At 54.8% G+C, this 18,889-nt stretch carries 28 protein-coding genes; 2 read left to right on the top strand and 26 right to left on the bottom strand.

Features of this window, described 5'->3' with window-relative positions:
• Positions 1-6: 6 nt before the first annotated feature.
• The 8 genes from ABVN44_RS15035 to ABVN44_RS15000 form a co-directional block, all read right to left on the bottom strand.
• The gene (locus tag ABVN44_RS15035; RefSeq protein WP_001011796.1) at positions 7-1,107 is read right to left on the bottom strand and encodes a phage late control D family protein; all 1,101 of its coding nucleotides are present in this window, start codon (positions 1,105-1,107) and stop codon (positions 7-9) included.
• Positions 1,104-1,589: a phage tail protein gene (locus tag ABVN44_RS15030; RefSeq protein ID WP_000980413.1), complete on the bottom strand. Its 486-nt coding sequence runs from the start codon at positions 1,587-1,589 to the stop codon at positions 1,104-1,106. The genes ABVN44_RS15035 and ABVN44_RS15030 overlap by 4 nt, the downstream gene beginning before the upstream one ends.
• On the bottom strand, positions 1,586-4,663 hold the full coding sequence (locus ABVN44_RS15025) for a phage tail tape measure protein (RefSeq protein ID WP_006801364.1): 3,078 nt from the start codon (positions 4,661-4,663) through the stop codon (positions 1,586-1,588). Before ABVN44_RS15025 ends, ABVN44_RS15030 begins: the two co-directional genes overlap by 4 nt.
• Positions 4,656-4,775, bottom strand: coding sequence for a GpE family phage tail protein (locus ABVN44_RS15020; protein WP_000763311.1), 120 nt, complete (start codon positions 4,773-4,775; stop codon positions 4,656-4,658). Before ABVN44_RS15020 ends, ABVN44_RS15025 begins: the two co-directional genes overlap by 8 nt.
• A gap of 14 nt (positions 4,776-4,789) precedes the next feature.
• Complete coding sequence (locus tag ABVN44_RS15015; RefSeq protein WP_001281016.1) at positions 4,790-5,092, bottom strand: phage tail assembly protein; 303 nt, start codon at positions 5,090-5,092, stop codon at positions 4,790-4,792.
• 54 nt (positions 5,093-5,146) lie between these two features.
• Positions 5,147-5,662 (bottom strand): phage major tail tube protein, encoded by a 516-nt coding sequence (locus ABVN44_RS15010; protein WP_006801366.1) that lies wholly within the window; start codon positions 5,660-5,662, stop codon positions 5,147-5,149.
• Positions 5,663-5,671: 9 nt separating this feature from the next.
• Positions 5,672-6,844, bottom strand: a complete 1,173-nt coding sequence (locus tag ABVN44_RS15005; RefSeq protein WP_000046120.1) for a phage tail sheath protein — start codon at positions 6,842-6,844, stop codon at positions 5,672-5,674.
• A 142-nt stretch (positions 6,845-6,986) separates the two neighbouring features.
• Entirely contained in the window at positions 6,987-7,553 is a 567-nt protein-coding gene (locus ABVN44_RS15000; protein WP_000905032.1) for a recombinase family protein, read from the bottom strand.
• Between the two features lie 27 nt (positions 7,554-7,580).
• Between ABVN44_RS15000 and ABVN44_RS14995 the strand changes: the two genes are divergently transcribed.
• Positions 7,581-7,979 (top strand): phage tail protein, encoded by a 399-nt coding sequence (locus tag ABVN44_RS14995; protein WP_393954290.1) that lies wholly within the window; start codon positions 7,581-7,583, stop codon positions 7,977-7,979.
• Positions 7,980-7,981: 2 nt separating this feature from the next.
• Positions 7,982-8,422, top strand: a complete 441-nt coding sequence (locus ABVN44_RS14990) for a tail fiber assembly protein (protein WP_393954288.1) — start codon at positions 7,982-7,984, stop codon at positions 8,420-8,422.
• Here ABVN44_RS14990 and ABVN44_RS14985 read toward each other — a convergent pair.
• From ABVN44_RS14985 to ABVN44_RS14900, 18 genes are all read right to left on the bottom strand, one after another.
• The gene (locus ABVN44_RS14985; RefSeq protein ID WP_006807600.1) at positions 8,394-8,996 is read right to left on the bottom strand and encodes a tail fiber assembly protein; all 603 of its coding nucleotides are present in this window, start codon (positions 8,994-8,996) and stop codon (positions 8,394-8,396) included. The genes ABVN44_RS14990 and ABVN44_RS14985 overlap by 29 nt on opposite strands.
• Positions 8,996-10,555 (bottom strand): phage tail protein, encoded by a 1,560-nt coding sequence (locus ABVN44_RS14980; protein ID WP_241366406.1) that lies wholly within the window; start codon positions 10,553-10,555, stop codon positions 8,996-8,998. The genes ABVN44_RS14985 and ABVN44_RS14980 overlap by 1 nt, the downstream gene beginning before the upstream one ends.
• The gene (locus tag ABVN44_RS14975; RefSeq protein WP_001086833.1) at positions 10,552-11,157 is read right to left on the bottom strand and encodes a phage tail protein I; all 606 of its coding nucleotides are present in this window, start codon (positions 11,155-11,157) and stop codon (positions 10,552-10,554) included. Before ABVN44_RS14975 ends, ABVN44_RS14980 begins: the two co-directional genes overlap by 4 nt.
• A complete protein-coding gene (locus tag ABVN44_RS14970) occupies positions 11,150-12,058 on the bottom strand; it encodes a baseplate assembly protein (protein WP_006799387.1) in 909 nt (302 codons plus the stop codon). The genes ABVN44_RS14975 and ABVN44_RS14970 overlap by 8 nt, the downstream gene beginning before the upstream one ends.
• The gene (locus ABVN44_RS14965) at positions 12,045-12,404 is read right to left on the bottom strand and encodes a GPW/gp25 family protein (RefSeq protein WP_006799384.1); all 360 of its coding nucleotides are present in this window, start codon (positions 12,402-12,404) and stop codon (positions 12,045-12,047) included. Before ABVN44_RS14965 ends, ABVN44_RS14970 begins: the two co-directional genes overlap by 14 nt.
• Positions 12,401-12,979, bottom strand: coding sequence for a phage baseplate assembly protein V (locus ABVN44_RS14960; protein ID WP_006799382.1), 579 nt, complete (start codon positions 12,977-12,979; stop codon positions 12,401-12,403). Before ABVN44_RS14960 ends, ABVN44_RS14965 begins: the two co-directional genes overlap by 4 nt.
• 68 nt (positions 12,980-13,047) lie before the next feature.
• Positions 13,048-13,494 carry a phage virion morphogenesis protein gene (locus tag ABVN44_RS14955; RefSeq protein ID WP_006799381.1) on the bottom strand — a complete coding sequence of 149 codons (447 nt, stop codon included), beginning with the start codon at positions 13,492-13,494 and terminating at the stop codon, positions 13,048-13,050.
• On the bottom strand, positions 13,487-13,918 hold the full coding sequence (locus ABVN44_RS14950) for a phage tail protein (protein WP_001039945.1): 432 nt from the start codon (positions 13,916-13,918) through the stop codon (positions 13,487-13,489). The genes ABVN44_RS14955 and ABVN44_RS14950 overlap by 8 nt, the downstream gene beginning before the upstream one ends.
• Positions 13,881-14,129 (bottom strand): Rz1-like lysis system protein LysC, encoded by a 249-nt coding sequence (gene lysC / locus ABVN44_RS14945; RefSeq protein WP_223931488.1) that lies wholly within the window; start codon positions 14,127-14,129, stop codon positions 13,881-13,883. Before lysC ends, ABVN44_RS14950 begins: the two co-directional genes overlap by 38 nt.
• Positions 14,014-14,442 (bottom strand): Rz-like lysis system protein LysB, encoded by a 429-nt coding sequence (gene lysB, locus ABVN44_RS14940; RefSeq protein WP_024139947.1) that lies wholly within the window; start codon positions 14,440-14,442, stop codon positions 14,014-14,016. The genes lysC and lysB overlap by 116 nt, the downstream gene beginning before the upstream one ends.
• Positions 14,439-14,816 carry a DNZ54_00345 family protein gene (locus tag ABVN44_RS14935; protein ID WP_006799375.1) on the bottom strand — a complete coding sequence of 126 codons (378 nt, stop codon included), beginning with the start codon at positions 14,814-14,816 and terminating at the stop codon, positions 14,439-14,441. The genes lysB and ABVN44_RS14935 overlap by 4 nt, the downstream gene beginning before the upstream one ends.
• A 1-nt stretch (position 14,817) precedes the next feature.
• A complete protein-coding gene (locus ABVN44_RS14930; protein ID WP_001069905.1) occupies positions 14,818-15,330 on the bottom strand; it encodes a lysozyme in 513 nt (170 codons plus the stop codon).
• Positions 15,311-15,526, bottom strand: coding sequence for an HP1 family phage holin (locus tag ABVN44_RS14925; RefSeq protein WP_000171568.1), 216 nt, complete (start codon positions 15,524-15,526; stop codon positions 15,311-15,313). The genes ABVN44_RS14930 and ABVN44_RS14925 overlap by 20 nt, the downstream gene beginning before the upstream one ends.
• Positions 15,527-15,529: 3 nt before the next feature.
• Entirely contained in the window at positions 15,530-15,733 is a 204-nt protein-coding gene (locus ABVN44_RS14920; protein WP_000868175.1) for a tail protein X, read from the bottom strand.
• Complete coding sequence (locus tag ABVN44_RS14915; protein ID WP_000673523.1) at positions 15,733-16,197, bottom strand: head completion/stabilization protein; 465 nt, start codon at positions 16,195-16,197, stop codon at positions 15,733-15,735. Before ABVN44_RS14915 ends, ABVN44_RS14920 begins: the two co-directional genes overlap by 1 nt.
• A 95-nt stretch (positions 16,198-16,292) precedes the next feature.
• Positions 16,293-16,943, bottom strand: a complete 651-nt coding sequence (locus ABVN44_RS14910; RefSeq protein WP_000059205.1) for a terminase endonuclease subunit — start codon at positions 16,941-16,943, stop codon at positions 16,293-16,295.
• A 3-nt stretch (positions 16,944-16,946) separates the two neighbouring features.
• On the bottom strand, positions 16,947-18,005 hold the full coding sequence (locus ABVN44_RS14905; RefSeq protein WP_000742511.1) for a phage major capsid protein, P2 family: 1,059 nt from the start codon (positions 18,003-18,005) through the stop codon (positions 16,947-16,949).
• Positions 18,006-18,020: 15 nt separating this feature from the next.
• Complete coding sequence (locus ABVN44_RS14900; protein ID WP_006799371.1) at positions 18,021-18,854, bottom strand: GPO family capsid scaffolding protein; 834 nt, start codon at positions 18,852-18,854, stop codon at positions 18,021-18,023.
• Positions 18,855-18,889: the final 35 nt, after the last annotated feature.

Raw genomic sequence — 18,889 nt, 5'->3', positions numbered from 1 at the left:
AACACTTTATTCCATTTCAAGATCATCAATCTTCACTTCGAGTTCAATACTGGTCGTAAAACCATTATCCGGGCTGACGGTATGAGTCAGAGTCGTAATGGTCCATTCCGCATCATCTATCGGTTGTTTAAAGCCACTAACTTTCACTGGCATTTCCGTGTAAAGATCTGCCCGCCCTTCCGCCAGTTGTAGCGAGAATGACGCAACGCCGCGTTGCAGGCGTTCCCACTGCATTTTCGCTGCCCGTTCAGCGTTGCTCCGGTTGGCATAAGTGCGATTAAGTACCAGCACGTTTTCATCCGTACCCACCAGGTAATCGCCCTGCTTCGCTTCCGGCTCTTTCTTCTGCTTCTTAGTTCTGCGCTTACGCTTCACCGTGGTGCTTTCTTTCTTCGCAGGTTCGCGGGTATGCAACCAGCTGGCAATTACGCCCGTGTAGGCTCCGCGATCTGCCAGGGTAAATCGGTGACTGTCGCCGTCCTTGCGTGTGATAGTGATCACTGGCAGAGGTTTACCAGTGGCGCTTTTGCCCTGCCCCTGCCGGATGAATAACAGATTGCCATTTTTCACCGACGCGATGGCACCGTACTGTCGCGCCAGCCGCATCAGAAAACTGCCGTCACTCTCATTAGTCTGGTCTATATGCTCCACGGGCTTATCCGACAGGTCTTTACCCAGTGCCATCTTCAGCTTGTGCCGCGCGGCTATTTCCTTCACCACTTCCCCGACGGTGGTCTTATGCCACGATTTTTCACGGCGGGTATTCAGCGTTTCCCGAAAATCAGCACTTCGCGCCCGGATAGTCAGGCGGTCCGGTGCGCCAGTGTGTTCAATCTCGTCCACTGTGAATGCCCCTTTCGGGAAAAGCGGCTGCCCCTTCCAGCCCAGCGCCAGCGTAATAACCGCACCACGGCGCGGCAGCACGATTTTTCCGTCAGCGTCATCCAGCTCCAGATCAAGCTGGTCCGCTTCAAAGCCCCGGTTATCCGTCAGCGTCAAACTCATCAGGCGGTTATCCAGCACAGTGGTGATATCCCTGCCCTCAATACTGATGCTGAATGCGGGAGTTTTGTTGCCTTTGTTAAGCAGTTCAGAGCTGAAATTCACGACAGCAGCCCTCCCACCGTTTTACTGATATCGCTTAAGGCAGACGTTGCCGTGTCCTGCAGATTATTCAGTTGCGCACTGAGATCACCGAACATATCGGACAGGGATTCATCCACTCGTTTGAGCGACAGGGTGAACTCAATCCGGCGCGGCATACCGTCGCGGAAAAACTCCGTTTTAGTCTGATTCAGTCCCTCAATCACATACATGCCGTAAATCGTGCCGCTGCCTTCAATCAGGGGCCATGCTTTCCCCTGTTCTGCCATCTGCTCCAGTGCCAGCAACGACAGCCTGCCGCCTGTTATTTCCGGCATAAGAACACCGGAAAGCGTCAGCATGTCGTTTTCCGGTCCCAGAAACTGCGTGGACGGACGTCGGTTTACCCGACTGTTTGCCGCATGTCGCCAGCTGCGTTGATACTGCAGTTCCTGATACGGAACGGTGCGCAGCATAAACACATACAATCCCAGCACCATCATCATGCGTCGTATCCCCCCTGATCGCTGTAGTTACTCCTGGCTTTTGCCTTCAGCCTGCGTTCACGTTCATCAAGCTGGCGTGCCACCTCCCGCGCAATATCCTGCGCACTTTGTCCTGGCTGCGTCTGAATGATGATCTGCGTCGGTGCCTCAATCCGTTGAACGAGCGGCACAGTGGCTGCGCGACTCACAATTGCTTCTCCACCTTTCGCGGGAAGTGCCAAAGGGTGCAACGGTGGAAGCTCTGCTGGCGCGGCAGCAACGCCCATCATTCCGGCAACAACGGCAGCCAGTGCAGCTGTATTTCTCCGGCTGGTCACATTTGCCGGGCCGTTAACAATTTCCGGCCCGTTTTCACCGACGATGCCAAACTGCCCACGCGGGATATAGCCGCCGCTGTCATACATCCCCGCAAAGCCATATCCCCATGACGGAAAACCACCCGATGGCATCATCACTTTACCGTCTGCATTCACCGTCGCAGGTTGCTGACGCGTCACGCTTTCCGGCAGTTTCGCCTTTGCAGCCTCTTTACTGACAATGCCGAGTTTATCCAGCAACCAGGAAACGCCAGATTTCAGGGAGTCCAGCGGATGCATAACCATATTCAGCCCTTCCGCCAGTGCCTCCCCGAATCGTCGCCCCATTGCCGCTGCGCTCTGCAGTTCGGCAGAGGTCGACTTAACGGGCGTCAGCAGATCAGTAAACCAGCCCCACAGCGCCTGCACTTTGTCACCAATCCACTGGAACACAGGCTTAAGCGGTTCGAACGCTGCACTGATGGGACCTGCCGCCGCTTTGAATCCTTCCACCACGCCACCGAGAAATGCGGTGATGGGTTGCCAGTATTTCCAGACAACCAGTGCCACACCCGCCAGTGCAGTAACCACAAGACCTATCGGACTGAGCAAAGCACCTAACAGACCAGATACGGCATACAGGGCAACGCGCAACATCGCCAGTGGACCAGATGCCAGTACTCGCAGCACCGTGCCTGCGGCAGCCAGCCCGCCGCGCAGTACCGCCAGAGGATTCATAAACATCACAGCAACAGCACGTAAAGCGGATAATCCAGACCGCAATAGTGCAACCGGCGCACCTGCTACAGTTTTCAGGACATTTCCCGTCAGTGATGCCGTACGGCGCAAAGACGACAACGGCGCAGTAAGTAAACCCGCTGCGTTACCCGATGAAGCAAGCCCGCGTCGCAGCACTGCCAGTGGAGCGCCAGCCAGCCAGGACAACGCGCTGCTAGTTCGTGTTACTGCTGCCATAACGGAAGGTAACGTTTTGATGCCCAGCACAGAGAATCCCAGACGGATGACTGCCAGCGGCCCCAGCACTGCAGCCAGCGCCACAGCCAGGGTGCCGAGGCCTACGGTAACCGCAGCCACAATAGCGGCTACTTTCATCAGTGTGCCCGTCAGTTCCGGGTTAGCTTCCACCCAGCGACGCAACGCTCCCGTAACGCTTTTCACCGTGTACAGAATATCCATCAGCGGCTGGCGCAGCGTTTCGCCCAGGCTGCTGAAGGTATTCTGCGCTCCGGTTTTAACCAGCAACCACTGAGCAGAAAGTGAGTCCTTGTTGATGTCGGATTCTTTCTGCATGGAACCGAGCGCATCATTGCCCGCTGTCAGTTTTAGCTGGCGCTGTAGTTCCGGCAGGTTGTTTGCCAGTTTCGCCGCGTCATCGCCAAACTCTTTACCAAACAACATGGTCATGGCAGACAGACGCTTGTCCTGCGGCAGTGCGTTCACCTTCTCCAGCACACGCTGGATAGTTCCCATCGCATCCTTCGTCATCTGCTTTTCAATCACTTCAGGATTGAGTTTCAGCAGATTCATCCCTTCAAAGAAACTCTTGCTTTGCATGGTGGCAATGGACAATTCACGCACCATCGCGTTGGCAGCACTGGCAGCGACCTCCGGCGCAGCCCCCAGTGTCAGGAAGGTGGAACCCAGCGCCGCCGCTTTACGATAATCCAGACGATCAGCCACACCGCCCAGGCGTTGCATGACATCAATGATGTCTGCCCCTTTCGACATAGCGTTATCATCCAGATAGTTCAGCGCATCACCGAGCTGTTCAATATTGCGGGTTGGTATTTTGTAGAGCTGGGCGATTTTCCCCAGACTTTCTGACAGTTCATCCGCTGGCAGCTCAAAGGCTGTTGCCGCCTTTGCTGCCGTACTGGCGAAGGCCAGCAGGTCACGTTTCTGGTCCTCCCAGCTGTCGTCAGGGTTTGCCACATTCATGCGCGCACCACCTTCAACCAGTGCGGCGAAGTCCACAGCACCGTTTTCCATTGGCAGCTGTTCACTGGCAGCTTTGATGGCATCCTGCATTTCGTAAAAACGCGCAGTGCGGTTGCCATTATCGTCACGCAGACCATTGACCTGCTTTGCCACACCTTTCATGGCATCTTCCATGCTGGTATAGCTTTTTACCGCCGCCATCACTGGCGCGCCCATTGCCAGCCCTGCAGCCGTGGTGGTGGCTCCGGCTCCTGCGATGCGATCGCGCACTTCAAGCCGTCTTGAGTATTGTTCTCTGGCAGCGTTCATCCGTGCCTGTTGTTCACCCAGACGTTTAAGTGCTTTTTGCTGGCCCTCCAGTGCCTGACGAGTTTCTTCGGCATTTTTCTTAAGTTCTCGCTGGGCACTACTGAGTTGTCTGGTATCAATCCCTGATTCTTTAAGTGCCTGACGTTGTCTCTGGACCGCCCCCAACAAGCCGTTATAGGTCTGCTGAAGTTCCTGTACTCGTGTTTTGGCCTGACTGAATAACTTTGCCTGCGCGGCGGTTGGCCTGTTAGTGGCAGCAAATTGTGTGGCGAGTTTTGCCGCCTCTTCGCGGGCTGCGTTCAGGTTGTTGGCTGTTATGGCTAGTTGCGAGCGCGTCTTGCGAAATTCATCAATTCTGCCAGCCTGCTTATTCAGTTCTTTGAGGCTGTTTCGGGTATTCTGAATTGCGCCAGCCAGCTCTTTCGAACTGGCCTGTGCAGCACGGAATGGGCGGGTGAGTTTGTCAACCGCATTAAGAATGACCTGCAGGCGCAGGTTATTATCACTCATCGTTGGCCCCGCTTCTCTGAATCGCTTTATACCGCCATTCCAGCACTTCGGTCAGCGGCATAACGTCAGTAACGGATGGCGGCCAGTGAAAGATGGTGGCGATATCAGCCACCAGATCGTCAACCGTCAGGCTGTCGGTAAACCGGCAAGCACCGACTTCTTCAACAAAAAAGTGACAACCTCAACCGACATGGCTGTGAGATCTGCCGGGTCCATCTCTGCGATTTCCTGTGCAGTCAGTGCCGGACTGGAGATGCGAGGGATCACGGTCATCATCGCGTTCACATCCATATCCATAATGGCCTGCAGGCGTGTGCCGCGCAGCGCACCGGACTGCGGTTTACGCAACACAATTTCGGTAATTTCTGTTTTACCGCGCATGATGGGGGTATCCAGTTGAATGGTCTTTTCAGTCTGTTTATCGCTCATTTTGTTGTCCTGTAAATTAGGTTCTGGCGCGGCATTCCGCGCCGTTCAGATACATCAGAGGCCGAGGGCGTTGCGGTGCGCTTCCATCAGGTCCACACCGTCCACAATTTCCACCATATTGATAAGGTCCACTTCATAGAGCACCTCACCATTGATGGTCAGCTTCGCGTAGCTGTTGGTACTGGTCACTTTGGTGGTGTTGCTTTCGCCCGTCTTCCACTCGCCGGAATCCACTTCTTTGTGACGTCCACGCACGACAAGCTCCACGGGCTGCACTTCCCCGGTATCGTCACGCTGGATAGAGCCGGTAAAGCGCAGCTGGATGCCATCCACCGTGGATTTGCCCATCTGCTTAAACAGCAGCAGTTCAGTACCACCAATGGAAAATTCTGTATCCAGTGCACTGTCATCCAGTCCCAGATCCACATCCACTGCACCCGGCATTCCGCCGCCGCGATACTTCTCATATTTGCGGGTGAATTTCGGCAGCGTCAGCGACTCAACGATCCCCTGCCAGTTGTTCCCGTCGTTAAACAGGTTCAGATGTTTTAATTTGCGTGGTAAAGCCATGTTGTCCCCTTACGCGCTGACCTGGCTGGCGAAATTCACCAGGTACTGATCGGTGATGCGCTGGCGCAGCATCAGATTTTCAAGTGGCGGCACTGGCGTGTAGTCATAGTCGATGGTGAGTTTTCCGGCTTTCAGCGTGTCTTTGTCGTTCACCGACTCATCCAGCCAGCAATCACCACCAATGAGATAGCCCTGACTGACCAGGCTGCGCATTTTGGCGCGGATACCTTCGATAATGTCGCGGGCCAGCGACGGGTTAAGCGGTTTATCCACCGCCCACATGTGTGCTTCTGCCATCGTGTCCATCAGCACCTGGGCCGTGCGGGTGTAGTTTTCGAAGGCAAAGAGCGGGTCATCACTCAGGCAGCGGGAACCCCAGAAGCGGAAACCGTCTTTACGCACAAGCGTGGTGACGTCGTTCTGGTTCAGCAGACCTGCATCGGTTGCCGGGTCCTGCAGATCCCAGAACACATCAGCAGAAATTCCGGTGACACCGTTCACGCCCACGTTGGACAGGCTTTTGTGCCATCCAGTCTGCTCATCAATTTTGGCGCGCAGACCAAGCGCACGGGCGGTGGCATATGCCGTTGCTTCGGCATTCAGCACCGTGTCCCAGCCAGTAAAGTCAGGCCAGATCAGCATCCCTTCGCGCTGGCTGAAGTTTTCGCGGTAAGTGATCGCCTCCTGCACTGTCTTGCAGCCATACGCTGACAGGTAAGCAAATCCACGCAGGCTTTGCGCCACGCTCAGCAACTCAGTAGCTACCGCCTTGGTGTCGTGGCCTGGCACGCCGAGAATGCGCGGTTTAACGCCGAGCTGTGACTGGGCAGATAACAGGGCTTTCATACCTGTTTTTTTACCTTCAGCAGTCACTGCGCCGATGATATTGGTCGTGGTTTCGTCTTCCGTTTCACCCTGCGGCACACGCACAACAATGGTCACGGGTTTTGCCTGGTCAGCGATGGCATCCAGCGAACGGGCCAGAGTACCTGACTCACCCGCTTTACCGCTGGCAGTCAGCACATCAGTGATCAGCACGGGTTTATTAAGAGGAAACATTTTTGCATCGGCATCATCGCCCGTGCAGACCATACCCACGATGGCGGTGCTCACCGTGGTAATAGATCGGGTGCCTTCGTTGACTTCAACAACGCGCACCCCGTGGTGGTAATCCTGAGCCATAGTGGCGAACCTCCTGATTGGATTAGGCTTCGCCCTATGTTGAAGTGATTGTGCCTGACAAACAGCTAAGCGCAGTTGTGTCGTTATTCACACAAAATAACGGTATTTGTCTGCTTGCAGGGATAATCAACATAATGCTGATTCAGGGGGATTCATTGATCTTATTTGCCGGAAATTTTCTATAAATGGTAGAAACGCCTACATCAAAAATCAGTGCAATACGCTGTCTTGATTCTCCGGCCTCGAGTAAACGCCCAATCTGTGCCCACTGTTCGGTGGTCAACTTAGGACGGCGTCCACCTACTCTGCCTTTGGCACGAGCTGCAGCCAGCCCTGCCCTGGTACGTTCAACTATCAGTTCGCGTTCCATTTCAGCCAGGGCACCCATGACATGAAAAAAGAAACGGCCCATTGGGGTACTGGTATCAATACTGTCAGTCAGGCTTCTGAAATTCACACCACGCTGGCGCAACTCTTCTATCAGCGTAACAAGATGCCGCATACTGCGCCCCAACCTGTCCAGCTTCCAGACAACCAGCGTGTCTCCTGCCGATAGTGTCCTGAGTAGTTTTTTCAGCCCCGGTCTGTCGGACTTAGTGCCACTGATTTTGTCCTCAAAAATCCGCTCACATCCCGCGCAGTTCAGTGCATTACGTTGCAAATCGGTGTTCTGGTCATTTGTTGACACGCGTACATAGCCAATAAGCATGATCATCCCCCTGAATAAAAACCGGAGATGATGCCAGTTAGCTGTTACCTCTGCATTTTCTTAAACGTTGGTTTAGGAGAAGCGGCGAAAAGGGATGTGGGCACAGGAGATAATCAGATACCGGATATGGGAGCATTCGCTTCTGGTTCGGGATGGTTCAGGCTACCAGGTGGATATATTGTTCAGTTTGGCACTTTTGCAGGAAACACGACCCGCTTTATCAGTGGACACTTCCCTATACCATTCCCTAATCAGCCGATGGTTTCAGTCAGTGTTATGTCTGATGCCGTTCAGTCAGACCCGTCGATTCCTGCCCCGCAGGTTTTGTCTGTAAATTTTGAACATATCAGTAATTCAACGTGGCGTGTGGCAACCAGTGATATCTCACAGCAATACAGATTCAGTTATATTTCGATAGGACGGTAGAAATGCAGAAATATATTTTCAGTGCCGATAAAAATGCGTTTTTCCCTGTGGAGCTTAAAATCGCTTATCAGGAATCCGGCGAATGGCCCGGTGATGGAATCGAAATTGACGACACTGTTACCGCCGAATTTATGAAGGAAGCACCAGAAGGAAAATACAGAGGTGTCATCGACGGAATGCCTGCATGGATTGATATTCCACCGCCAACTCATGAGGAACAAATTGCTGCAGCCGAACTGGAAAAGCAGCAATTGATTAATCAGGTCAACGAATGCATAAACAGTAAGCAATGGCCTGGTAAAGCGGCGATTGGTCGCCTGAAAGGTGAGGAGCTGGCGCAATATAATTTGTGGCTGGATTATCTGGACGCACTGGAACTGGTCGATACTTCCGGTGCGCCAGATATTGAATGGCCTACGCCTCCGGCAGTTCAGGCCAGATGATATCCGGCGCGGTGCTCGTATCTGTTGCCGTCACCGCGTCAATGTAATCAAGCACGGCGTTAAGCCGGGTGGTTTCTGCCTGCGTCAGCTTCCGCCCGGCCTGTAATTTCAGCTGAATCAGACTGATGGAAGCCATTGCAGCATCAATCAGCGACTGGCGCTGTGCTTCTGCCGCTTCTACTGCGGCGCTATGCTGTGCCTCGGTATCCGTCACCCATTTCTCACCATCCCATTTATCGTATGGCGTTAACGGGGCGATAGTGGTTGTATTTTCAGGATAATCACCCGGAGCTGTGATTTCTTTCGATTCTCCTGTTTCGGTGCTATAGATGATTTCACCGCGATGGTCTGGCACATATTCCCATGAGTTAAAATCTGCAGAACGGCAGATTGCATAACCAGCTTTATGTGTAACTGGTGCATCTAAACAAGAACATGCCGGGATACCGACGCCAACCGCAAGATATTCAGTTGATGTGGAAATATATTCCCGCGTTTCACCATCATAATTATAAATGGTAATGACTCCCGCTTTTATGGCAATGAGTTCGTTATTTAATACGGCTTTATTCATCAGGCAGCCCTCACGATATAATTAAAGGCAATGTTACGAGGACGGTTTTCGTTTGCAGTTGGAACAATTCTTGAAGCATCAAGGCCAATCACTTTTGGGTAAACAGCGCCATCTGTTCTTTCTGTCACCATACTTCTGATTAAGGAGAAATAACTATTGTTCGTTGAGGGGTTCAAAGGCACTACTGCCCCCTTAAACGAGCCTACTGATTCCCATATTGAATAATTTTCGGTGTTTACAGTCTTGAACTCACCATAGATATTACGTATGGCATCGCCCTGAGCGGATAATATTGCCCTCCCCGTATCCATACCACGTCCGTCATCCCAGCCACGAATAAACTCACCACGTAAATCAGGCAATTTATTTGTCGGGTAAGCCTTTGCCAGCTCCGGGTATTCTTCAGCAGAAAAAGCTGCTCCGTTGCATTTCAGCCAGCCTGTTGGCGGAGTGGCTGAAGGCCACGGAACAGGCACCCCAACAGGTAATGCAGAGCCTTCTCCCAAACCAAGATATGTGAGAAGACCAGCTACATCCTTTCCACTCAAATTGGTAAGCGTATTGTCCAGCGGTTGTTTACCTGCCAGCGCATTAAGCATTGTCGTGGCAAAGTTCGGATCATTCCCCAGTGCCGCCGCCAGTTCGTTCAGTGTATCCAGTGCAGCAGGTGCAGAACCCACCATTCCTGCAATCGCCGATTTCACAAAAGCCGTAGTGGCAATCTGTGTATTGTTGACCGACTGCGCCGCCGTGGGGGCTGTTGGCGTTCCGGTGAGTGCCGGACTCGACAACGGTGCTTTTAGTGCCAGCGCATTGTTAATGGTGGTACTGAAATTCGGATCATTGTTAATGGCTGCGGCTATTTCTTTCAGCGTGTCCAGCGTGGCTGGCGCACCATTAATAAGGGCCGTCAGTGCCGCCTGTACAAACGCAGTGGTCGCAACCTGCGTGGTATTATTCCCCGCCGCTGGCGTTGGCGCTTTGGGGGTTCCGGTAAATGTCGGGCTGGCTTTTGGCGCGTACTGTGAATGCGGGTCCGGTGCGGCAAGATGTTTTGCCATCTGATCATCCGCGTACACCTTCAGCTCCAGTGCCTTGTCATCCACATACTTGCGGGTTGCCAGCACTACAGCAGGGTCGATTTTCAGGGTGATATTGTCCGTGCTGCTGGTAATCAGCACCATGCGCACGGTCTGAGTGCGCCCGCTACCTTCAGCCAGTTGCGGCTTATAGCTTTCCGGGCAGTTGCCCACGGCAATCAATGCCCCGGACTCATCAAACAGGCCCACTTCACGTATCCACCAACCGCCCTCGTTTTCAGGGATCACCTGTTCGGCAATAATCTGGCTGCTGTTCTGCGGGTCGATATAGAGCATATTCAGCGCAGCCCGGCGTTTCTCATTTACCAATGCTGTCTGCTTTGCGTCCGGCGTTGGCAATGTTCCGCCGCCATCGCCGACCGCCATATGGGTAATTTTTAAAGGCACACCGAGCGCGGCGGCGCTGGCAAGTTTCGCCGCGCCAATATCCGTCAGCAGGGTATAAAATTTTGTGCTCATGGATTCACTCTCATTGTGTCAATAACATGGACCGCCCCGCCTTCATGCGCGGTGCCACCGGAAATAATTGTTTCGTTGATATACGGATAGATCGTGATTTCTTCGCCAAGATAGCTGGCGGCTCCCACCCAATGCGGGCCGCTGGTCTGCAGATTGATGGACATGCCGATCATGTGACGGCTACATGGTTTGGCATCGCTTATCAGTCGCTCAAGTTCCAGATAGGTATCTTCAGTGATGCCCTGGTCCTGCACGCCGATATCCAGGCGAAACGTGCCCGGTGCCTCTCCGGTCTGCCACCACTCAATAATGCGGATCAGAAAGCCGAACGGCTCCACCACCCGCCGCACGGCACTGGTGGTCCCTTTATGCTGATGAATATAAAAAGCATCCTTCACCACCTGGCGCTTGACGCTTTCTGTCCAGCCCTCGTCCCAGCGATCCACAGAGAACGCCCAGGCGAGATAAGGCAGGAAACTGACCGGACAGGTTGCCGGATTCCACAAGTCACGAAGCGGCACCTGCAGATCAGAAATCCCGCTGCAGGTTTGCGCCAGTCGGCGCTCCAGTGAAGTTGAACCCGGTGGCAGCAGACTATTCATCCGTTCCTCCGTTGGTTACGCTCCACTGCGTACATGATGCGGCCTGTGTTTTGTTCAGGACCACATCCGCCAGCGGTGAAGCCAGCTCCACACGTTGAACCCCCTCAACATGCAGCGCGGCAAAAATGGCACTACGGCGAATATCCCGACCAAGCCGCGTCTGACTGGCGATGTACTTCTGCAGGCTGGCTTTTGCCGCTGCCATTACCGGCTCCGCTTCCGGTCCCGGATAGAGAAAAATGGTGGCTTCCACACGGTACGGGATGATTTCTGCGCTGCGAACCGTCAGACGGTCAGCCACCGGGCGGACGTTCTCACTGTTCAGGGCTTTCTCCACCACATCCAGCAAATCTTTTTCTGCTGTTCCGTCGCCTTCACGGCTTAGGACCGTAAGCACCACCTCTGCAGGAGCCGGACTGGTTGCACTGGCATCCGCCACCCGACCGTCGGCGCTTCGGGCATGAAATTCATAAGCGGCAGTTGGTCCCGCAACTGAAAGCCCCTCAAAGGCTGCAGGCACACGCAGGCGTAACGCTTCATCACTTTCCATCACAGCCGCAACGGGCGGCACAGCGTCATTATCAGCAGGTGTCACCGTCAGGCGTTTCACGTTGTAATTGGCAGCAAGCTGGTCCAGATCGCTCCCTATGGCATAAGCCACCATCACCGCCTGCGCGGCTTCGTTAATGCGCTGGCGCAGAAGCAACTCACGGTAAGCGTTCTCCTGCAACAATTTGGTAACGGGTTCAGATTCCAGTTCCAGCGTGCGGATCACTGCTTCCTGCTCATCTTTCGGATGAAGCGCCACAAATTCTGCCTTGCGTTCGGCAAGCAGCGTCTCAAAGTCCGGCACATCCACAATTTGCGGCGCAGGCAACTGCGAAAGGTCAATCACTGCCATTCTCTGCTCCTGTTGATACGGAAATGGAAACAGGCACACCGCTATTACGCCGCCCGGTCAGCTCCACCACCATTGAACCGTCAAAATTGCTGTTAATAGTGATGGAATCCAGCGTCAGCCGTGGCTCCCAGCGACTCAGCGCCACATACACTGCCGACATGACCTGCAGACGTAATGCCGGATTTTGTGGCTGGTCTATCAGTGCCGACAGCAGGGAACCATATTCACGACGGGTAATGCGGCTACCCTGCGGTGTCAGCAGAATGTCCCGCACCGACTGGCGCAGATGGTCAATATCAGTAATGGCTTTACCGCTGGTATTGTTCATCCCGATATAAAGCGTCATACCGGACCTCCGGTTGTGTCGCCGCCTTTCAGGACGCCAGTATGTTGATGCGCATCAACCACGATCCCGTTAGAACTCATCGCTCCGCCGCCCTGGGTAACGCCACCATTGATCACCACTTCGCTGTTAATGCGCGTGCGGTCAGCCTCCAGTACAAACTCACTGGTTTTCATGGTGATGTTGTCAGCGGCCTCAATGACCATTGATTTGATGCCCCTGACATACCAGCGCCCGGTGGCGGGTTCGTATTCAAACCAGCCACCGTCAGGATGTTCTGTCACGCAGGCGTCCGCCGACGTCGACGGTGGCGCGAACTGATTCGAATAGATGGCGGGTAACGCAAAGGCGGTTTCCAGATTGCCGCCCAGACTCAGCAGCACCACCTGCTCACCTTCCGATGGTCGCCACCATGTGCGGGCATTCCCGGCACGCAGCGTCAGCCAGCTGATCCAGTTGGTTTCAAGCTCGCCCGTTTTCACCCGGCAAAGCCAGTTGTCCCTGTCCACTTCGGTAACTACCCCAGTGCGGATCAGGTTGGTGATAAGGCGCATGATTTCGGTTAATTGTGCGTTCATAGGGAAAGGTTGCCATCAGGGGAAGAAAGGCGGCAGTGCTGCAACTTGTATCAGTGCTGATACAAAGATCACCCCGCCAGCCATTGCAAAATCATGTCGCGGGTCATTGCCTCAACATCATCATTTACACCCAGCAGGCGGCGCTCTGCGTAACGGACCTCCGGTCCTTTGCGACTGACGCGATCACGCAGGCCGTAATGGTGAACACGGGCAATACGCTGCACCTTGCCTTCAAACTGTACGCTGGCAGAGTCGGCGCTGGCGGCAGTTTTCAGGTATTTTGTGGTGCGCAGCTTTGCAAACATCTGACGTTTGATGCGGCCTTTTTTGCTGCGTGCTGTTACCCTGCGCGGTTCATAACTGCTGCCATCTGGATTGCGCTGCATCCTGATATTCTGCTGCTGTGTCCGGCGCAGTTCCTGCGCCAGCTGGCGCATCATGCGGCTTCTCGTGGCTGGTTCCAGATTCGCCAGCAAGGCACTCAGCCAGCCGTCCACCTTCTGCAGTTCAGCCACGTTTCACCGTCCACATTTCTTCAGGTTCATCGGGTTCTGCTACAGCTTCAACGCTCGACACACTGCCGTCAGTACTGACCAGCACACGTTCCGTCAGTTGCAGGTTAAGGCTGATATCACAGACATCGTTGCGCAAAATATCCACCTCAAAGGTGAAAAGCTTTTCCCGTAACGCCGGGTTATTGATGGCATCGGGCTGGTTATCCCGAAGCCACAGTAAAACCGGGGCCATCAGCAGATTCTGGTCGCCGCTGAAATCCTCTATCACCACGTTCAGGGTATAGCGGTACTCCCATGACATGGAGCTGGCCCCCGTGGCAACCAGCGAACCGTTATCCACAAACAGATGCAGTTTGTCCGGGTTATTGCGGACATAAGGCACCGCTTTATTGAGGGCGTGGCGCAGGGATTGTGGTTTGTTCACTGTTTCGCTCCTGACACGCAATAATCATGTCCACTTTGTCTGCACAGACCGCCCAGGCGGCCTCCGTTTCATCCAGCAACGCGTTCAGGTCACCGTTAGTGCGCGGCGCTGCCTGCCCCAGCCGACACGGCGTCACTCGCGGACAACCACTGACGGTAAGCTGCACCTCCGGTGAGTGTGGGGCGTTCCCGCAGCCGGATAATGTCAGCAGGCAAAGGAGTATCAGCCCAGCGGCGTAAATCCTCGTTCTCACGTTTCAGTTCCTCAATCCGGTGTTGTCGTTGTCTCAGCAGTACACTGGTCTGTTCTGCTTCGGCATAGAGCCGCGCCTGCTCCCGGTTATTGGTTTCAGTCAGAATGGACAGGCTGATAAGCTGGCTGTTGCTCTTTACCAGTGCCTGGCTTTTGCTCCGAAGCTCGTCTGCCTGCGTGCTGATGGTCTGGCTGGCATCAGCCAGCCGCCACGTCTGCCAGCCCAGCGCCGCCAGTAATAACGCCAGCACAACCAGCAGCAACCGGTTCATGCTGCTACCTGTTGCGCCATCTGATTACGGGTGATCCAGAAGGCAATAACGGTCAGTAGATAAAAGACCAGGGTAATAGCCCACCCCGTCCAGGCGAGACTGACGACAATCAGCAATCGCATCACCCAGCTGATAAATACGTTTTCTTTTCGGGTAATTGTCTTCAGCAAAGATGCCCTCAACTCCTGCCAGAGCGGGCCATTCTTAATTAACACAGCCAGTGCTACCGTAATTGCCCCCCATGTCAGCAAACAGGCTACCCAAACGCCGGACGCTGCCAGTACCGGAAAAATCCCCTGCGGATACACCATTGCGGCGATTAACAACGCCATCAATAACATCAGAAACAGCCCGCTGATTAATTTCTTTTTCATTTCAGTTTGCTCCCTGTAAACACCAGGCCATCTCCCGCGCACGGCGGTTATCCAGCCCCTGATTAAAAACACCTTTCACATAAACCCAGCGCGGCAACTGTCGGCACGCATCTGCCCAGCGCCGCTGATTGAGTAATTTCACCAGCGTGGAACTGCAGGCATTGCCCGTTCCCACGTTGAAGGCAAACGACACCGCAGCGTCATACACCTTCTGCGGCGGCTGTTGCTTCACACACCTTTCCAGCGCCCGCTCCACACGCAGCACGTTGGAGATCAGCCCTTCCGCTGCCTGTCGTTCCGTAATGGTTTTGCCTGGAATGACGCCAGATGTATTACCAATGCCGTCGGTCCAGACGCCCGCGCTGCACTGATACGGCTGCAGACGACAGCCTTCGTAATCGGCAATCAGTTTCAGCCCCTCCACGGAGGTGTGAAGCTGCTGAAAACCCGGCAGCGTGGCAGCAATAGCCAGCACGGCCCCGACAAGGCAGCGTTTAACGATTGATGGATTCATAGTCCTCCCGCGAGATCTGCCCGTCGCGCAGAAGCTGGTAGGCTTTGTGTTTGTAGTACCAGTTGATAGCCAGCATCAGCACACCAATCATCAGGCCGCCCAGCGTTGAGGCATCCTTGATGGACAAATCGCCCAGCCAGGCCAGCACAACGGCGATGCAGTACGTGATAAAGGCGCTGATTCGCTCAAGCGTCATAATTCAGTCCCATAGCTGGACGGTCTGCACGGTGGTGGTAGTCGGAATGTCCGGCAGCTCCACCTGCAGCCCGTGAGGTAAAAAGGGGCCGTATTCGGCAAGCCCCGGATTTGCCTTCAGTACCTGCTCCGTGACACCCTGCGTGCGCCCGTAATGACGCCAGCAAAGCGCGTCCACCGTGTCATACTGATGCGCACGCACTTTCATCAGATAAGCTCCACTGTGCAGTGCGGCGCGTCCTGTACCCGGCTGATGGCCCAGCGGGCGTCACGCCATAAATCACCGCTGGCTTCCGCCAGTTCCTCGCCTCGCTTCACACCAGACGCCGTGGCGTCATAGTCCTGGTATCGTTCGTTGAGCATGGCGCGTGCCCAGCAGTAAACCGCGTTGAAATAGTGCTGAATGCGCTCACTTTTCCCGTCCAGCTGTTCTGCCGGAACCTCTGCCAGCGAGGCATACCCCAGCATCTGCTGGCGTCTGCGAAACTCATACAGCTCTGCGTTAACCTCCGAAATTGCCGACAGCGCAACCTGCTTTAAACGCGGCTGCGTCACCGTGCCGTCAGTGCGCATGACACTGCGAAACTCCGACAGGTCCACATCAGGCCAGAACGGCGTATTTCTGATGATTTCCGCCTGTTCCGGTGCCTGTTCTGGCGCAACAAACTTCATGCTGCTTTCTCCTGAGATAGAGGGCGGTGGACGGGGTTTTGATGTGGCTGTGCCTTTCGCCACCCCGTGCCGCCCGTGCGCGGGGGCACGTTCTGTCAGCGGCTGTCATTGCGCAGTCTGCGCTCCAGCTGCTGTTTGTCTTTTTTCACGCCACAGCGGGGATCGAGCTGTAACGCATGGTTGAGATGATTAAGGGCGGAAGCCGGATTGCTTTCACTCAGGACAGCGCCAATCGCTTTATGCAGACGCGCCCGTGACTGGTCCGGCATATCCAGACCGTCTGTCAGCTCCAGCGTCTGCAGCAACAGATCAGCATCAAAGCCGGTGGCGGCAAGCATTGCGCTCTGCGCCGCGTCTGCCATTTCCTCTGCCAGCACGGTCTGCACGTTGCGGTTACCCAACGGCATCACCCATCCATGACGCAGGGCGTGACGCCCGATCTCCAGCGCCCCGGCATAATCTCCGGCATCAATGCGCCACAGCATCACGTACATCAGCACGTCATCCTGTTGCGCGCCTCCGCCAGCCAGGACACCCTCTGCCCAGGCGGCGTATTTCGGCAGCAGTTCCACCTTGATTTCCGCTTTTTTGACCGTGGACTGAACGCCCTTGAGACGGCGGCGGTCTTCCGCCAGTTGCAGCAGCATCAGGTCATAGCCCGATGCGTGGCGAACACTGCCGCCCTCGCGGGCGGCCTGTTCAGCCTGAACGCGCAGGCGATGCTGCCGTGCGGGACTCAGGCTCATGGATTACGCTCCGGTTTCGGCTGCGGCGGCGCTGAAATCACCAATCTGGATGTTTTCCACCAGTGCGGCGCAGCGGTAGTCCTCAACCACATAGGCTTCATTAACGGATTCAAAGTTTTCAATCCGGTCACGTTTCGGGTTGTCGATAACTGAACGGCGGCGGGTGTCTTCCTGCCAGTAGATGGACAGGTTATCCAGACGGGTGATCAGCAGCGCATTCGGCGGGAAGAACGGCGCACGCACGGCCTGCAGGCCACCCATGCGTTTCTGGCTGATGATCATATCGGCAGCCAGTTTTTCACTGTTTTCCTGCTCTTTGTTGACCAGCGGGAAATACTTGTCAGACAACAGTTCACGACCGCAAATCACCACCAGATCGTCATCGTCCTGGTAAACCACGTCGATAAGCTCATTGACGGCATCCATCACCACAGCGTCCAGGTTGGCATATTCGCCACCTTTCCCGACTTTCACCGCACCCGGAGTGGTTTCACCGCCCGTGGTGGTGCTGCCCATGACGTGATCCGGTGCATCCTCACGGATTTTCTGCAGCCAGCCTTTGTTCACATCCTGCAGCAGCGGGTTTTCACTACGGTTGGAGGTTTTCGCACGCTTCACGCCGTTAAAGCCGATCATGATGCGGTCCAGTGCCTGACGTTTCACGATGGCGTCACGGATACGCACCTGGAAATCCTGAAACTTCGCCCACAGGTCCAGCTTCGCGTAGGTCAGCACCGTGTCAAAGTTGGTCTGCTCGCATTTGTATTCCACATCGACCATCAGCGTCGGATCGACAGGTTCACGCTCTTTCGCGGTGGTGTCAGTGGTTCCGGCAATGGTGCTGCCAACACCCAGCCCCAGCAGCTGACCGGACTGCTCAGTCACTGGCGTGACGTTAATCAGCGTCAGGAAAGCGGCGGACTGCTGGATCTGGTCTTCCAGCGTCTGCTGCACAGACGGCTCTACAGTGAACTTGCTGGACAGTTCTTCAACTGCCACACCGTTCAGACGTGCCAGTTGCTGCAGGTAAGCGTTAAAAGCAAAGCGGGTATTCTTCTTCATCAGGTTTGTGCTCCATCAGCAATTGGTCAGAGTGTCAGCGGGGGCGTTACCGCCTGTTGCACGCTGGCGGTAGTCCTGGCGGCTGTCTTCATGACTCAGCTTATTCACCAGTTCGTTAAAGGCGGTCTGCTGTACCTGCAGGGCAGTCTCCAGCTCAGACAGACGTTCTTCCTGCTCAGACAGGGATTTTTCGGTGCGTGCGCTCAGGTTCTGCTGCTCAGTGGCGACCAGCTCCACGGCCTTATGCACATCAGAGAACCGGGCGTCATCGGACTGCTCTTTTTTGGTGAACAGCGCCGTGACGCGGGAAAACAGGGACGGTTTGTCATCCTGGATTTCTTCCAGTTCGATCACCGTTTCCTCTGCAGCGGTAAAAAGATTGGCGGGATTCTGCTTGCGGTTTGCCAGCGGGTTATGGGCTGCACTGGCGCTGAATGTCAGCATTTCCGTACCCAGACTGGCTGGATCATCAGTGGCGGCCAGGCCAACCAGGTAGGCTTTGCCCGTATCAGCAAACTTCGGGCTGACTTCCATAGAGGTGAATAATTTCTGGCCTTTTTTCACCAGCTCCACCAGGGATTCCGTTGGCTCAACGTCGGCATACAGCGCCATCTTGCCCGCCAGCGGACCTTCCGTGATTTCTTCAGCAAACAGCGCCGTCACCTTGCCGTAGCGGTTAAAGGTGCTGTCCGGCAGATAAGACTTGATGTGCTCAAGGTTAATCAGAGCGGTATACACCGCCGGGTTGTAGCTGGCTGCCATCTGTTCCAGCCATTCACGCTGGATTTCGCGTCCGTCGGTGGTGGCACCTTCCACCCCGATGCGAAAACGCTTTGCTTTCACTGTCATGAGCCGTGCTCCGTTAGAAAAAACTTACTGGAGCC

The organism is Salmonella sp. SJTUF15570 (genome assembly GCF_043357055.1).
GTDB classification, from domain to species: domain Bacteria; phylum Pseudomonadota; class Gammaproteobacteria; order Enterobacterales; family Enterobacteriaceae; genus Salmonella; species Salmonella enterica.
This window is presented reverse-complemented; position numbering and strand designations above follow the sequence as displayed.

What these genes read in the sequence shown, in the direction of transcription:
- ABVN44_RS14900 (WP_006799371.1), bottom strand. Translation starts at nt 18,854, where the DNA reads ATGACAGTGAAAGCAAAGCGTTTTCGCATCGGGGTGGAAGGTGCCACC.
- ABVN44_RS15000 (WP_000905032.1), bottom strand. Translation starts at nt 7,553, where the DNA reads ATGCTTATTGGCTATGTACGCGTGTCAACAAATGACCAGAACACCGAT.
- ABVN44_RS14980 (WP_241366406.1), bottom strand. Translation starts at nt 10,555, where the DNA reads ATGAGCACAAAATTTTATACCCTGCTGACGGATATTGGCGCGGCGAAA.
- ABVN44_RS15015 (WP_001281016.1), bottom strand. Translation starts at nt 5,092, where the DNA reads ATGAGCGATAAACAGACTGAAAAGACCATTCAACTGGATACCCCCATC.
- ABVN44_RS14935 (WP_006799375.1), bottom strand. Translation starts at nt 14,816, where the DNA reads ATGAAAAAGAAATTAATCAGCGGGCTGTTTCTGATGTTATTGATGGCG.
- ABVN44_RS14960 (WP_006799382.1), bottom strand. Translation starts at nt 12,979, where the DNA reads ATGAACGCACAATTAACCGAAATCATGCGCCTTATCACCAACCTGATC.
- ABVN44_RS14925 (WP_000171568.1), bottom strand. Translation starts at nt 15,526, where the DNA reads ATGACGCTTGAGCGAATCAGCGCCTTTATCACGTACTGCATCGCCGTT.
- ABVN44_RS14905 (WP_000742511.1), bottom strand. Translation starts at nt 18,005, where the DNA reads ATGAAGAAGAATACCCGCTTTGCTTTTAACGCTTACCTGCAGCAACTG.
- ABVN44_RS15030 (WP_000980413.1), bottom strand. Translation starts at nt 1,589, where the DNA reads ATGATGATGGTGCTGGGATTGTATGTGTTTATGCTGCGCACCGTTCCG.
- ABVN44_RS14965 (WP_006799384.1), bottom strand. Translation starts at nt 12,404, where the DNA reads ATGACGCTTTATATCGGGATGAACAATACCAGCGGTAAAGCCATTACT.
- lysB (WP_024139947.1), bottom strand. Translation starts at nt 14,442, where the DNA reads ATGAACCGGTTGCTGCTGGTTGTGCTGGCGTTATTACTGGCGGCGCTG.
- ABVN44_RS14995 (WP_393954290.1), top strand. Translation starts at nt 7,581, where the DNA reads ATGATGCCAGTTAGCTGTTACCTCTGCATTTTCTTAAACGTTGGTTTA.
- ABVN44_RS15025 (WP_006801364.1), bottom strand. Translation starts at nt 4,663, where the DNA reads ATGAGTGATAATAACCTGCGCCTGCAGGTCATTCTTAATGCGGTTGAC.
- ABVN44_RS14930 (WP_001069905.1), bottom strand. Translation starts at nt 15,330, where the DNA reads ATGAATCCATCAATCGTTAAACGCTGCCTTGTCGGGGCCGTGCTGGCT.
- ABVN44_RS15005 (WP_000046120.1), bottom strand. Translation starts at nt 6,844, where the DNA reads ATGGCTCAGGATTACCACCACGGGGTGCGCGTTGTTGAAGTCAACGAA.
- ABVN44_RS14970 (WP_006799387.1), bottom strand. Translation starts at nt 12,058, where the DNA reads ATGGCAGTGATTGACCTTTCGCAGTTGCCTGCGCCGCAAATTGTGGAT.
- ABVN44_RS15010 (WP_006801366.1), bottom strand. Translation starts at nt 5,662, where the DNA reads ATGGCTTTACCACGCAAATTAAAACATCTGAACCTGTTTAACGACGGG.
- ABVN44_RS14990 (WP_393954288.1), top strand. Translation starts at nt 7,982, where the DNA reads ATGCAGAAATATATTTTCAGTGCCGATAAAAATGCGTTTTTCCCTGTG.
- ABVN44_RS14920 (WP_000868175.1), bottom strand. Translation starts at nt 15,733, where the DNA reads ATGAAAGTGCGTGCGCATCAGTATGACACGGTGGACGCGCTTTGCTGG.
- ABVN44_RS14915 (WP_000673523.1), bottom strand. Translation starts at nt 16,197, where the DNA reads ATGAAGTTTGTTGCGCCAGAACAGGCACCGGAACAGGCGGAAATCATC.
- ABVN44_RS14985 (WP_006807600.1), bottom strand. Translation starts at nt 8,996, where the DNA reads ATGAATAAAGCCGTATTAAATAACGAACTCATTGCCATAAAAGCGGGA.
- ABVN44_RS14910 (WP_000059205.1), bottom strand. Translation starts at nt 16,943, where the DNA reads ATGAGCCTGAGTCCCGCACGGCAGCATCGCCTGCGCGTTCAGGCTGAA.
- ABVN44_RS14975 (WP_001086833.1), bottom strand. Translation starts at nt 11,157, where the DNA reads ATGAATAGTCTGCTGCCACCGGGTTCAACTTCACTGGAGCGCCGACTG.